We start from the raw sequence: 12477 nt of genomic DNA, 5'->3' as shown, positions 1-12477 counted from the left end.
ACAATTCATCGCCAAAATGAGCTTGTATCATTTTTTGTATTTGGCTTTGCACCTTATTGAAATGAACCATAAAAATAAGGGGCGAGCAGAAATGAAATACGTAAAAGCTAAGGCAGTTTTACCAGAGAGTTTAATTACTGAAATTCAAAAGTATATACAAGGTGAAACAATTTACATTCCAAAACAAGAAACGAAACATTATAAATGGGGAACACGATCTGGAGGACGAAAACAGTTAGATGAAAGAAACAAAGCCATTAAAGAAGCGTTTAAAAGTGGAATTGCTATTCATCAACTTGCAGAAGAGTATTTTCTTTCCGGAGAAACGATAAAAAAGATTGTGTATTCTAAATAAGAGGAAAAGAGTCTGATTCATATTACTTTGAATCAGACTCTTTTTGTTTTATATGTATTGGATATATGAGATGTGAACGGGCATGATAATAGAAAAAATGTGCCGTTTTTTTATAAAATGGTATACAGAGCACTTGAAAAGTAGAAAGGTGAACATATATGAATCATATTGGACAAATAACGATAGAGCTTTTAATTGGTTTCTTTGTTCTATTAATTGCTACAAAAATACTAGGGAAAACACAAATATCTCAGCTAACGCCCTTTGATTTTATTTCTGCTATCGTTCTTGGTGAGCTCGTTGGAAATTCAATATATGATCCTAAAATTAAAGTGTGGTCTATTTTATATTCAGTATTTGTATGGGTAATTTTAATTTATACAATAGAAGTGATAACGCAAAAAATAAGAGGAACAAGAAGGTTTTTTGAAGGATATCCTTCAATTATTATTCGTAATGGAAAGATTGATCGTGAACAATTAAGTGTAAATCATTTGGACATTAACCAATTACAACAAATGCTTAGGCAACAAAAAGATATATTTTCAATCCGAGAAGTTGAATATATGATTTTGGAACCTAACGGAAACATAAGCGTTCTGAAAAAAAGTAAATACGAATCTCCTACTATAAATGATTTAAGTTTAAAACATAAGCCTGTATATTTACCAATTTCATTAATTAGTGATGGAAAAGTAGTGAAAGATAATTTGAGAGAAGCTGGTTTTGATGAAGGATGGCTTTATAAACAAATAAAACAAAAGGGGATTACTAAGTTTGAAGACGTATTATATGCGGAATGGAAAACAGATGATGGCTTCTTTTGTCAGGAAATGGAGCGGTAAAATATAATCGATGTATGTAATATTTGTTTCTAAGTTATCTTTTACATACCAAAAAGCTAAATCATTGTATACAATAAGATTAGATCAACAATTTGTATGGAGTGATAAAGATGGAAGCTTTTATTAGAAGTGATCAATATAATTTTATAAAATCACAAGCTTATATTTTAGCGAATGGGCACGCAACGGCAAATGATAGAGGTGTCATTCAAGCGTTAAAATCATTAGCGATTGAAAAAATAATACATGTATTTGAGAATTTAACGGATGAGCAGAAAGAGTTAATCGATACGGTATTAACAGTTCAAAATAGAGAAGATGCAGAATCGTTTTTAATGAAAATAAATCCGTACGTCATTCCGTTTCAGGAAGTTACAGCGCAAACATTAAAAAAACTATTTCCTAAAGCGAAAAAGTTAAAACTTCCTGATATGGAAGAAATGGACATGAAAGAATTATCTTATTTAAGCTGGATTGATAAAGGGTCAAGCAGGAAATTTATTATAGCGAAAAATGATAAAAATAAGTTTGTTGGTCTGCAAGGAACGTTTCAAAGTTTAAATAAAAAGAGCATTTGTTCTTTATGTCACGGACATGAAGAGGTAGGGATGTTTTTAGTTGAAATTAAAGGTGATATACCAGGAACTTTCGTGAAAAAGGGAAACTATATTTGCAAAGATGCCGTGGCCTGTAATCAGAATATGAAATCACTTGATAAATTGCAGGATTTTATTGAGAGATTGAAGAAATAAAATGGAAAACCTCTAGTGCTTAAACTGGAGGTTTTTTATTTAAGAAACGGTAATAGATTTCTTTTTTAAAAGATATAATTTATAAATAAAACATAGGAGAGCTAAAGAAATGTTTAAAAAGTTTTTACTTTCTTTACCGGATGTTTTACTTATATGTATTGTTATCTACATAACATACACAACTACTCTTAGTTTTGTACAGATGTTAGTAATTTCAATTACAATCGGAATCGTTGGTGGTCTTGTTATAAGAATTTGTAAGGATGTATTCACATATATAAGGTGGACAATGAAACAAAGGAAATCTTGAATATGTTAAATAGCTATAAGGAGAAAATAAAATGACTAATAAAAAGAATAAAACTAAAAATGAGATAATACTTTGGACATTAACAGCTGTTGTTTTTATCATTGTATGGTACTTTTTTCAAAGATAAAAATGCATCGTACTTAAAAGGTACGATGCATTTTTATTATTTTTTTTGCCAATTTTCTTTTATAAAATCTGCACGGCCAGATTCTTTTTGCTCAGTAGCATATTTCTCTGGATTTTTTTTATAGAAATGTTGATGGTATTCTTCAGCCTCATAAAAAGGTGCAGCCGGGCGAATTTCAGTTACGATTGGCTCTTTAAACATACCGCTTTCCGCAAGAGTTTGTTTTGATTTTTCAGCAAGTTCTTTTTGCATTTCATTATGATAAAAAATAGCGGTGCGATAAGATGGACCACGGTCAAAAAATTGTCCGCCATCATCAGTTGGATCGATTTGTGGCCAATATAAATCCAGTAATTTTTCATATGGGAAAATAGAAGGATCAAATGTAATTTGTACAACTTCTAAATGACCAGATGTACCCGCTTTTACTTGTTCATATGTTGGGTTTTCTACATGACCACCTGCATAGCCAGAAAGTACTTTATGAATACCAGGAAGTTCATCAAACGGCTTTACCATGCACCAAAAGCAACCGCCTGCGAAGGTTGCGAGTTCGTATGTTTTTTCGGACATTGTTGTAATCCTCCTAAATATATATGTTTTATATAGTATTATATAAAAAGTTTTATTGCGCAATAAAAAAGATTCGAAAATATATGTAGTATTAAAAAAATCAAAAAACATGTTGACAATGAAAAGAACAACGTCCTATAATACGTTTAACAAATGAAAGTTAATTAAGAATTTTCTAACTTTATATGTTGTATATGCAAAGAAGAGGAAAGTAGATGATTATGATCGTTTCAGAGAGCTACTCCAAGGCTGTGAGAGTAGTAACAATCGAGTCATTGAAGATCACCTCGGAGCATCGCTTGCGAAAGGGAAACTGAGTAGAGGGCGACGGCATCGTCTCCGGTAAAAGGACGGGGGTCTAATTGGACCTACAGAGCTTATATTTCGTGAGAAGTATAAGGGAAGCTGAGTGGTAACGCGAAACTCTCGCCTCAGCAATCAAAGCTACTAAATTGTAGTAGTTGATTGCTGAGGCGAGAGTTTTTATTTTTAAAAATAAGAAAATGCGTAGAAGAGGAGAGTAAATGATAAAAATTGTTTCAGAGAGCTACCCAGATGCTGTGAGGGTGGTAACAATGTCATCATTGAAGATCACCTCGGAGCACTACTTTTGAAAACTAGTAAAAAGTAGCGGGGTTGTTTCCGATAGAAAAACAAAAGTCTAATTGGACTTGCAGAGCTTATATTTCGTGAGAAGTGTAAGGAAGCTGAGTGGTACCACGATTCCCTCGTCTCAGCAATGGATTGCTACAAGTATGTATGTAATCGATTGTTGAGACGAGTATATTTTTAAAAATTATGTACTGAATATTCTGTTAAAAAATACTCATCTCAGCAATCGATATAGAAATAGATTGCAAAAATAGAGAGAAAAAAAGAGGAGCGATGTGAGATGGGAAATCAGTACATTTATATGAATGGGGAATTTGTAGAAAAAGAAAAGGCAGTTGTTTCAGTATATGATCATGGTTTTTTATACGGAGACGGTGTATTTGAAGGGATTCGTAGTTACGGTGGAAATGTATTTTGTTTAAAAGAACATGTAAAACGATTATATGAATCGGCAAAATCTATTTTACTTACAATCCCGCTGACGGTTGACGAAATGGAAGAAGCAGTTTTACAGACACTTCAAAAAAATGAGTATGCAGATGCTTATATTCGGTTAATTGTTTCAAGAGGAAAAGGGGACTTAGGGCTCGATCCGAGAAGTTGTGTGAAACCGAGCGTTATTATCATTGCAGAACAATTAAAGTTATTCCCACAGGAATTTTACGATAATGGATTAAGCGTTGTATCTGTTGCATCAAGACGTAATACGCCAGATGCTTTAGACCCACGTATTAAGTCAATGAACTACTTAAATAACGTACTTGTAAAAATTGAAGCGGCACAAGCAGGAGTGCTAGAGGCTCTTATGTTAAATCAACAAGGATATGTTTGTGAAGGATCTGGAGATAATGTTTTCGTTGTGAAAGATGGAAAAGTATTAACCCCGCCATCCTATTTAGGAGCATTAGAAGGTATTACAAGAAATAGTGTTATTGAGCTATGTGAGCGACTTCATATTCCATGTGAGGAAAGGCCATTTACTCGCCATGACGTATATGTAGCAGATGAAGTATTTTTAACGGGAACGGCAGCAGAATTAATTCCTGTTGTAAAAGTTGATTCAAGAGAAATTGGAGATGGGAAACCAGGAAGTGTAACGAAACAATTGACAGAGGAATTTAAAAAGTTAACGAGGGAAAGAGGAGTACGTGTTCCAGGATTGGCGGAAAGCTTACTGTAGGTAGGGAGAGGAGTTAATTAAAATGGAGCAACAGTATACAACATATGAGAAATTACAGTGTGAAGATGTGACAGGAGCTGGACACGTTATTCAATGCTTGAAGAATTTAGGCGTAACGACTGTTTTCGGTTATCCGGGCGGAGCGATTTTGCCAGTGTACGATGCGTTATACGGAAGTGGTTTAAAGCACATTTTAACTCGTCATGAACAAGCTGCTATTCATGCGGCAGAAGGATATGCGAGAGCTTCTGGAAAGGTCGGGGTAGTCTTTGCTACCTCTGGCCCAGGGGCGACAAATTTAGTTACGGGCTTAGCAGATGCTTATATGGATTCGATTCCTTTAGTTGTCATTACAGGGCAAGTTGCAAAGTCATTAATTGGTAAAGACGGATTTCAAGAAGCAGATGTTGTTGGAATTACAGTACCTGTTACAAAGCATAATTACCAAGTTCGTGATGTGAATCATTTATCGCGCATTGTACAAGAAGCTTTTTACATCGCCGAAAGCGGGCGGCCGGGGCCGGTATTAATTGATATTCCAAAAGATGTTCAAAATGCAAAAGTCACCAGTTTCTTTAATGAAGAAGTTGATATTCCGGGGTACAAATCAGAACTCGTACCAGACAGCATGAAACTTAGAGAGGTAGCGAAAGAAATTTCAAAAGCGAAACGTCCACTTCTTTATATTGGAGGAGGTGTCATTCATTCAGATGGATCTGATGAACTGATCAAATTTGCAAGAGAAAATCTTATTCCAGTCGTGTCAACTTTAATGGGACTAGGTGCATATCCGCCGGGAGATCCATTATTTTTAGGAATGCTCGGTATGCATGGAACGTACGCTGCAAACATGGCAGTAACAGAATGTGACTTATTACTTGCTTTAGGTGTTCGCTTCGATGATCGTGTAACAGGAAAATTAGAACTCTTTTCTCCGCATTCGAAAAAGGTACATATTGATATAGATCCTTCGGAGTTTCAAAAAAATGTAGCGGTAAAGTATCCAGTTGTTGGAGATGTAAAAAAAGCGTTACACATGTTGTTACATATGCCAATTTGTACACAGACAGATGAATGGCTTACGAAAACCGAGGAGTGGAAAGCGGAATACCCTCTTTCCTATATTCAAAAAGAAAGTGAGTTAAAACCACAGCATGTTATTAGCTTAGTAAGTGAATTAACGAATGGTGAAGCGATTGTTACGACAGAAGTAGGACAGCATCAAATGTGGGCTGCGCATTTTTATAAAGCGAAAAACCCGCGGACTTTTCTAACATCAGGTGGATTAGGAACGATGGGATTTGGCTTCCCGGCGGCAGTTGGTGCTCAGCTTGCAAAAGAAGAAGAACTCGTTATTTGTATTGCAGGTGATGCTTCTTTTCAAATGAATATTCAAGAACTACAAACAATTGCTGAAAATAACATCCCTGTAAAAGTATTTATTATAAACAATAAATTTTTAGGGATGGTAAGGCAATGGCAAGAAATGTTTTATGAAAACCGATTGTCAGAGTCGAAAATTGGATCTCCAGATTTTGTGAAAGTGGCAGAAGCTTATGGAGTGAAAGGATTAAGAGCGATAAATTCAACCGAGGCGAAACAAGTGATGTTAGAAGCATTTGCTCATGAAGGACCTGTCGTAGTTGATTTTTGTGTAGAAGAAGGTGAAAACGTATTTCCGATGGTTCCACCAAATAAAGGGAATAACGAAATGATTATGAAGAGGTGGGAAGAATGAGTCATACTTTTTCATTAGTTATCGATAACGATCCAAATGTCTTATTACGCATAAGTGGAATTTTTGCTCGGCGTGGTTATTATATTTCTTCATTAAATTTAAATGAAAGTGAAATGGAGTTAACGGCAGTTTGTACAGAACAAGAAGCAACATTACTCGTCGGTCAGTTAAAAAAGTTAATCAATGTACTGCAAGTAAACAAATTATAAGGAGTGTATGGAGTATGAAAACATATTATGAGCAAGATGCAAATGTAGAGTTATTAAAAGGGAAAACAGTTGCGGTAATTGGCTATGGGTCTCAAGGTCATGCACAGGCGCAAAATTTACGCGATTCTGGTGTGGAAGTTGTAGTTGGTGTTCGACCTGGTAAGTCTTTTGAAGTAGCAAAAGCAGATGGATTTGAAGTAATGTCTGTTTCAGAAGCAGTTCGAACCGCGCAAGTTGTACAAATGTTACTGCCAGATGAACAGCAAGCTCATGTGTATAAAGCAGAGGTAGAAGAGAATCTTCGTGAAGGACAAATGTTACTTTTTTCACATGGATTTAACATTCACTTCGGCCAAATTAATCCGCCAAGTTACGTAGATGTAGCGATGGTTGCGCCAAAAAGTCCAGGTCATCTCGTTCGCCGTGTATTTCAAGAAGGAAATGGTGTTCCAGCATTAGTCGCAATACATCAAGATGCAACAGGCACAGCGTTACATGTAGCACTTGCTTATGCAAAAGGTGTAGGTTGTACACGTGCAGGTGTAATTGAAACGACATTCCAAGAAGAAACAGAGACGGATTTGTTTGGTGAGCAAGCGGTACTTTGCGGAGGTGTAACTGCACTTGTGAAAGCTGGTTTTGAAACGTTAACAGAAGGCGGATATCGTCCTGAAATTGCATACTTCGAATGTTTACATGAATTAAAGTTAATTGTTGATTTAATGTACGAAGGTGGTTTAACGAACATGCGACATTCTATTTCCGATACGGCAGAGTTCGGAGATTATGTAACAGGATCGAGAATTGTTACAGATGAAACGAAGAAAGAAATGAAACGAGTACTTACAGGAATTCAGCAAGGTGAATTCGCGAAGAAATGGATTTTAGAAAACCAAGCTGGGCGTCCAACGTATAATGCGATGAAAAAAGCAGAGCAAAATCATCAGTTAGAAAAAGTAGGAGCAGAGCTTCGTGAAATGATGAGCTGGATTCATGCACCGAAAGAATTAGTAAAGAAATAGAGTAATAGATTGTAAGTGAAAAATACGTAAGAGGGGATTTGACAAGATGAGAAGTGACATGATTAAAAAAGGTTTTGATAAAGCGCCGCATCGTAGTTTATTAAAAGCAACTGGTTTGAAAGATGAAGATTTTGATAAACCGTTTATAGCTATTTGTAATTCTTTTATTGAAATTATTCCAGGTCATAAGCACTTAAATGAGTTTGGGAAACTTGTTAAAGAAGCAGTACGTGCAGCAGGCATGGTTCCATTTGAATTTAATACAATTGGAGTAGATGACGGTATTGCGATGGGGCATATCGGTATGCGCTATTCGCTTCCGAGTCGAGAAATCATTGCAGATTCAGTAGAAACGGTTGTAAATGCACACTGGTTTGATGGCATGATTTGTATTCCAAACTGTGACAAAATCACACCTGGTATGATGATGGCTGCACTACGTATTAATATTCCGACTGTGTTTGTTTCGGGCGGCCCGATGGCAGCAGGAAAAACATCTAAAGGAGAAGTTGTCGATTTAAGTTCTGTTTTCGAAGGAGTAGGAGCGTATCAATCTGGGAAAATTTCAGAAGAAGAATTAAAGGATATTGAAGATCATGGTTGTCCATCTTGTGGTTCTTGTTCCGGTATGTTTACAGCGAACTCTATGAACTGTTTATGTGAAGTATTAGGCTTAGCTCTTCCTGGTAACGGAAGTATTTTGGCTATTGATCCGAGGCGTGAGAAGTTAATTAAAGAAGCAGCAGAGAAATTAAAGGTTTTAATTGAAAGAGATATTAAACCGAGAGACATCGTAACAGAAGAAGCAATTGATGATGCGTTCGCGCTTGATATGGCGATGGGCGGTTCAACAAATACAGTGTTACATACATTAGCACTCGCACATGAGGCAGGACTAGATTATGATATGAGCCGTATTGATGCTGTTTCAAGGCGTGTACCACATTTATGTAAAGTAAGCCCTGCTTCTAATTGGCATATGGAAGATATTGATCGCGCGGGCGGGATTAGTGCAATTTTGAAAGAGATGAGCCGAAAAGAAGGGGTACTTCATTTAGATCGTATTACTGCTACGGGGCAGACGTTAAGAGAGAACATTGCTCATGCAGAGATTAAAGATAAGGAAGTGATTCATTCTCTTGAAAACCCTCATAGTGAAGAAGGTGGATTACGTATATTAAAAGGAAACCTTGCGAAGGATGGGGCAGTTATTAAAAGTGGGGCAACTGAAGTAAAACGATTTGAAGGACCATGTGTTATTTTTAATTCACAAGATGAGGCGCTTGCCGGCATTATGCTTGGGAAGGTTAAAAAAGGAGATGTAGTTGTTATTCGTTATGAAGGACCAAGAGGCGGTCCTGGTATGCCGGAAATGTTAGCACCAACGTCAGCGATTGCTGGCATGGGATTAGGTGCAGATGTTGCGTTGTTAACCGATGGTCGTTTCTCTGGTGCTTCACGTGGTATTTCAGTAGGGCATATTTCGCCAGAAGCAGCTGCGGGCGGAACGATTGCACTTCTTGAACAAGGGGATATCGTTTGTATCGATGTTGAGGAAAGGTTGTTAGAAGTAAGAATTAGTGATGAAGAATTAGATAAGCGTAAAAAAGAATGGAAACGACCAGAACCGAAAGTGAAAACGGGATGGCTTGGGCGCTACGCACAAATGGTAACGTCGGCGAATACAGGTGCAGTCTTAAAAGTCCCAAATTTTGATTGAGCCAATATAAAAGAGATAAGGATGATATGAAATGGTGCAAAAGGTAAAGGAGAGAGTGAAAATTGAAGATATCTTAATGGCTCATAATTGCATGAAGGATATCGTTATTAAAACACCGTTACAACGTGATACAGTTTTATCTGAGAAATATGATTGTGACGTTTATGTAAAACGAGAAGACTTACAATTAATTCGCTCTTTCAAAATTCGTGGTGCGTACAATTTAATTCAAAGCTTACCGAAAGAAAAATTACAAAACGGTGTTGTTTGCGCAAGCGCTGGTAATCACGCACAAGGGGTTGCTTATACGTGTAATTTATTGAAGATTCCGTCAAAAATTTTCATGCCGACGACTACACCGAAACAAAAGGTATCACAAGTTCAATTTTTCGGTGGTGATTTCGCAGAGATTGTATTGGTTGGTGATACATTCGATAGCTCTTTCCAAGAAGCGCAGCGTTATTGTGAAGAGAATAGAATGACATTTGTTCATCCGTTTGATGATCCGTACGTAGTTGCTGGTCAAGGGACAGTGGCAGTTGAAATTATGCATGATATGGAGAAACCGGTTGATTATATCTTTACAGTAATTGGTGGTGGTGGATTAGCATCAGGTGTTGGTACATATGTGAAAGGTGTTAGTCCTGCTACACAGGTCATTGGGGTAGAGCCAATGGGAGCTGCATCTATGAAAGAGGCTTTTCTTCAAAATGATAATGTCGCATTGGAGAAAATAGATAGTTTTGTTGATGGGGCAGCGGTTAAAAAGGTAGGAAAGTTAACATTTGAAACTTGTAAAGATGTAATTGATGACATTGTTTTAGTACCAGAGGGAAAGGTTTGTACGACGATTTTAGAACTGTATAAGAAAAATGCGATTGTAGCTGAACCAGCTGGTGCACTCTCTATTGCAGCGCTTGATTTATATAGAGATGAAATAAAAGGTAAAACAGTTGTTTGTACGCTAAGTGGTGGAAATAATGATATTGATAGAATGCAAGAAATGAAAGAACGATCTCTCATTTATGAAGGATTAAAGCATTATTTCATCATTGAATTCCCACAGCGTTCAGGTGCGTTAAGAGAATTTCTTGATAAAGGATTAGGGCCAGAAGATGATATTACTCGCTTTGAGTATATTAAGAAACATAATAAGGAAAATGGTCCAGCATTAGTCGGAGTAGAATTAAAACATAAAGAAGATTACGAGCAGTTAATTACCCGTTTTAAAGAAAATAACATTCAATTTATGGAGCTTAATAAAAATCCTGTTTTGTTTGATTTGCTTATTTAATAGAAGGAAAGAGTTAGCACCCAAATAAAAAAGATAGATACAAGCGGGGAAATATAATGCTTGTTCTATCTTTTTTATAGTTAAACTAGATATTCATTAAATTCAAGAAGAATAAAGCTAGCTAACCAAAAGAATATGGCAATACGAATGATTACATACATAGTAAATTCAAAGGGAGAAAAGTTTCTCTCTCGCTTTATTTTTTTTAATAATCTCACAGAATAAAAGGAACATAAAAGCAGAATTGCTATAGAAATTTTATAGATATTTTCTAAGAGAACTATATTTTCTAATAAGCCCTTTAGCATATTCATCACCTATTCTCTAATGTATGTTACAGAGAAATGGATCTTGTACTGTTTAGTTGCGTTTATTTATTATTTTCCCTGTATCATCAATTTCTACATCGGTTGAAACTTCTTGTAAATATTGTAGAGCTTTTCTCTTTTCCTCCTCATTCACAGGGGAAACTTGGTTGTTACGGATGATATAAGGATTGAATGACATTTGGACATCCTTTCCTTTAAAAGTTAAAGTTAATACACCAGTTTCAGCACTTTTTCCATTCACATAACTTGGGAATAAAAAGTTTCCTAATGAGTAAGCGACAGGAACGTTATTATAATATTCAAACCCTTGTAACCAATGTGGATGACTTCCGACAATCGCGTCGGCTCCTGCTGTAACCATTTTATTTACATATTGTTTTTGATAATCTACCGGACGATTTGATTTTTCGACACCCAAATGCATATAGACAATTAAATAGTCTGCATCTTTCTTTTGCTCTTTAATTGTTTTTGTTACAAGATTTAAATCATACCCGTTCGCAACGCCAGGTTTATTGTCATCAGCTACCCAAGTAAAATCAGGCATAAATCGGACGAATGAAAGGAATTTGAATTTTTTTCCTTTTACAGTCATTTCTCGTGCAGTATATGTGTCTTTTGCATTTTTTCCGGCTCCAATGTAAGGGAACTTTAATTTTTCTACGTAAGAGATTGTATCTAGTAATCCCTCTTGTCCGTAATCAAGTGTATGGTTATTCCCGATATTTACGATGTCATAACCGGTGTTTTTTATAGCTTGAAGCGTGGATGGATCACTTTTAATCCAAAACAGTTGTCCAGGAGCTTTTTTTCTCTCGTTGTAAATGCAGACTCTAAATTAACGAAAGAAATATCAGCTTTTGTTATTTCTTCTTTTACATGCTGGAATGGATAATCAGCCCCGTTTTTTTCGATTACCGGACGTAATTGCCAATCGAACATTGTATCACCAGAAAAGGTGAGGGTAATTTCTGGGTCTTCTATTTTCTTTTCTCTCGTTGAAGCAGTTTTGCTAGATTTGTTTTGGAAATCGGGTTTGTCTTTCGCTTTTGAAGTAAAAGAGTGGTTAATTAATACAACAATTGGCGTAATGCAAAAGGCTATTAACAAAAATCGTTTTAGTAAAGTTTTCATAAATACCTTCCCTTTTGAGTTTATCCCGCAATTAAATTAGCAATGAGTCTATAAAAAGTAATTGGTTTATGTACAGATATAAAAAATGCGGTTTATGTATTGAAAAAACATTTGTTAATATTCTCAATATTAAGTTAACATATAGATAACCTGTAAATCAATGAATAAACCAAAATATAGAAATAAAGAATTCGAAGGGTGGTGCGACACGTTCCTAAGTGAAAAGCTTAGGCATTGTCGAACTTACAGTTCAACAGTGAACTGTCATTCCAAGAAG

Annotated in this window: 12 protein-coding genes, 1 pseudogene and 2 other annotated features; of the genes and pseudogenes, 10 read left to right on the top strand and 3 right to left on the bottom strand. The window is 35.9% G+C overall.

Annotated features, from left to right (window positions below):
• Positions 1-91: 91 nt before the first annotated feature.
• The 4 genes from PDQ33_RS06605 to PDQ33_RS06590 all read left to right on the top strand — a co-directional run bounded on the left by PDQ33_RS06605 (position 92) and on the right by PDQ33_RS06590 (position 2262).
• A complete protein-coding gene (locus PDQ33_RS06605) occupies positions 92-355 on the top strand; it encodes a CD3324 family protein (protein ID WP_000878319.1) in 264 nt (87 codons plus the stop codon).
• Between the two features lie 158 nt (positions 356-513).
• A complete protein-coding gene (locus PDQ33_RS06600) occupies positions 514-1200 on the top strand; it encodes a DUF421 domain-containing protein (RefSeq protein ID WP_001015532.1) in 687 nt (228 codons plus the stop codon).
• 110 nt (positions 1201-1310) lie between these two features.
• The gene (locus PDQ33_RS06595; protein ID WP_061131127.1) at positions 1311-1952 is read left to right on the top strand and encodes a FusB/FusC family EF-G-binding protein; all 642 of its coding nucleotides are present in this window, start codon (positions 1311-1313) and stop codon (positions 1950-1952) included.
• Positions 1953-2061: 109 nt separating this feature from the next.
• Positions 2062-2262 (top strand): hypothetical protein, encoded by a 201-nt coding sequence (locus PDQ33_RS06590; RefSeq protein WP_000473064.1) that lies wholly within the window; start codon positions 2062-2064, stop codon positions 2260-2262.
• Between the two features lie 163 nt (positions 2263-2425).
• Here the strand turns inward: PDQ33_RS06590 and msrA are convergent, their stop codons facing one another.
• A complete protein-coding gene (gene msrA / locus PDQ33_RS06585; RefSeq protein ID WP_061131128.1) occupies positions 2426-2962 on the bottom strand; it encodes a peptide-methionine (S)-S-oxide reductase MsrA in 537 nt (178 codons plus the stop codon).
• A 190-nt stretch (positions 2963-3152) separates the two neighbouring features.
• Positions 3153-3399 (top strand) — a binding site (T-box leader).
• A gap of 62 nt (positions 3400-3461) precedes the next feature.
• Positions 3462-3701, top strand: a binding site (T-box leader).
• 153 nt (positions 3702-3854) lie between these two features.
• Here msrA and ilvE point away from each other — a divergent pair.
• The 6 genes from ilvE to ilvA are packed head-to-tail and all read left to right on the top strand — an operon-like array spanning position 3855 to position 10737.
• A complete protein-coding gene (ilvE, locus tag PDQ33_RS06580) occupies positions 3855-4754 on the top strand; it encodes a branched-chain-amino-acid transaminase (protein ID WP_000528129.1) in 900 nt (299 codons plus the stop codon).
• 22 nt (positions 4755-4776) lie between these two features.
• Positions 4777-6492 carry an acetolactate synthase large subunit gene (ilvB, locus tag PDQ33_RS06575; protein ID WP_061131129.1) on the top strand — a complete coding sequence of 572 codons (1716 nt, stop codon included), beginning with the start codon at positions 4777-4779 and terminating at the stop codon, positions 6490-6492.
• Positions 6489-6701 (top strand): ACT domain-containing protein, encoded by a 213-nt coding sequence (locus PDQ33_RS06570; RefSeq protein ID WP_000019906.1) that lies wholly within the window; start codon positions 6489-6491, stop codon positions 6699-6701. The genes ilvB and PDQ33_RS06570 overlap by 4 nt, the downstream gene beginning before the upstream one ends.
• A gap of 14 nt (positions 6702-6715) precedes the next feature.
• Positions 6716-7723, top strand: coding sequence for a ketol-acid reductoisomerase (gene ilvC, locus PDQ33_RS06565; RefSeq protein WP_270393056.1), 1008 nt, complete (start codon positions 6716-6718; stop codon positions 7721-7723).
• A 46-nt stretch (positions 7724-7769) separates the two neighbouring features.
• A complete protein-coding gene (gene ilvD / locus PDQ33_RS06560) occupies positions 7770-9443 on the top strand; it encodes a dihydroxy-acid dehydratase (protein WP_061131131.1) in 1674 nt (557 codons plus the stop codon).
• A gap of 31 nt (positions 9444-9474) precedes the next feature.
• Positions 9475-10737, top strand: coding sequence for a threonine ammonia-lyase IlvA (gene ilvA, locus PDQ33_RS06555; protein ID WP_270755141.1), 1263 nt, complete (start codon positions 9475-9477; stop codon positions 10735-10737).
• An 80-nt stretch (positions 10738-10817) separates the two neighbouring features.
• Here ilvA and PDQ33_RS06550 read toward each other — a convergent pair whose 3' ends face one another.
• Both PDQ33_RS06550 and PDQ33_RS06545 read right to left on the bottom strand, forming a co-directional pair.
• On the bottom strand, positions 10818-11045 hold the full coding sequence (locus PDQ33_RS06550) for a hypothetical protein (RefSeq protein WP_061131174.1): 228 nt from the start codon (positions 11043-11045) through the stop codon (positions 10818-10820).
• A gap of 52 nt (positions 11046-11097) precedes the next feature.
• Positions 11098-12008 (bottom strand): annotated as a pseudogene (locus tag PDQ33_RS06545) (CapA family protein).
• Between the last annotated feature and the right edge of the window lie 469 nt (positions 12009-12477).

The sequence above is a fragment of the Bacillus cereus group sp. Bc031 genome (assembly GCF_027716265.1).
In the GTDB taxonomy this organism is placed as follows: domain Bacteria; phylum Bacillota; class Bacilli; order Bacillales; family Bacillaceae_G; genus Bacillus_A; species Bacillus_A paranthracis.
Note: the sequence above shows the minus strand (reverse complement) of the source record. Positions and strands in the feature narration are given on the sequence as shown.

What these genes read in the sequence shown, in the direction of transcription:
- ilvD (WP_061131131.1), top strand. Translation starts at nt 7,770, where the DNA reads ATGAGAAGTGACATGATTAAAAAAGGTTTTGATAAAGCGCCGCATCGT.
- PDQ33_RS06590 (WP_000473064.1), top strand. Translation starts at nt 2,062, where the DNA reads ATGTTTAAAAAGTTTTTACTTTCTTTACCGGATGTTTTACTTATATGT.
- PDQ33_RS06550 (WP_061131174.1), bottom strand. Translation starts at nt 11,045, where the DNA reads ATGCTAAAGGGCTTATTAGAAAATATAGTTCTCTTAGAAAATATCTAT.
- ilvA (WP_270755141.1), top strand. Translation starts at nt 9,475, where the DNA reads ATGGTGCAAAAGGTAAAGGAGAGAGTGAAAATTGAAGATATCTTAATG.
- PDQ33_RS06595 (WP_061131127.1), top strand. Translation starts at nt 1,311, where the DNA reads ATGGAAGCTTTTATTAGAAGTGATCAATATAATTTTATAAAATCACAA.
- msrA (WP_061131128.1), bottom strand. Translation starts at nt 2,962, where the DNA reads ATGTCCGAAAAAACATACGAACTCGCAACCTTCGCAGGCGGTTGCTTT.
- PDQ33_RS06605 (WP_000878319.1), top strand. Translation starts at nt 92, where the DNA reads ATGAAATACGTAAAAGCTAAGGCAGTTTTACCAGAGAGTTTAATTACT.
- ilvC (WP_270393056.1), top strand. Translation starts at nt 6,716, where the DNA reads ATGAAAACATATTATGAGCAAGATGCAAATGTAGAGTTATTAAAAGGG.
- PDQ33_RS06600 (WP_001015532.1), top strand. Translation starts at nt 514, where the DNA reads ATGAATCATATTGGACAAATAACGATAGAGCTTTTAATTGGTTTCTTT.
- ilvE (WP_000528129.1), top strand. Translation starts at nt 3,855, where the DNA reads ATGGGAAATCAGTACATTTATATGAATGGGGAATTTGTAGAAAAAGAA.
- PDQ33_RS06570 (WP_000019906.1), top strand. Translation starts at nt 6,489, where the DNA reads ATGAGTCATACTTTTTCATTAGTTATCGATAACGATCCAAATGTCTTA.
- ilvB (WP_061131129.1), top strand. Translation starts at nt 4,777, where the DNA reads ATGGAGCAACAGTATACAACATATGAGAAATTACAGTGTGAAGATGTG.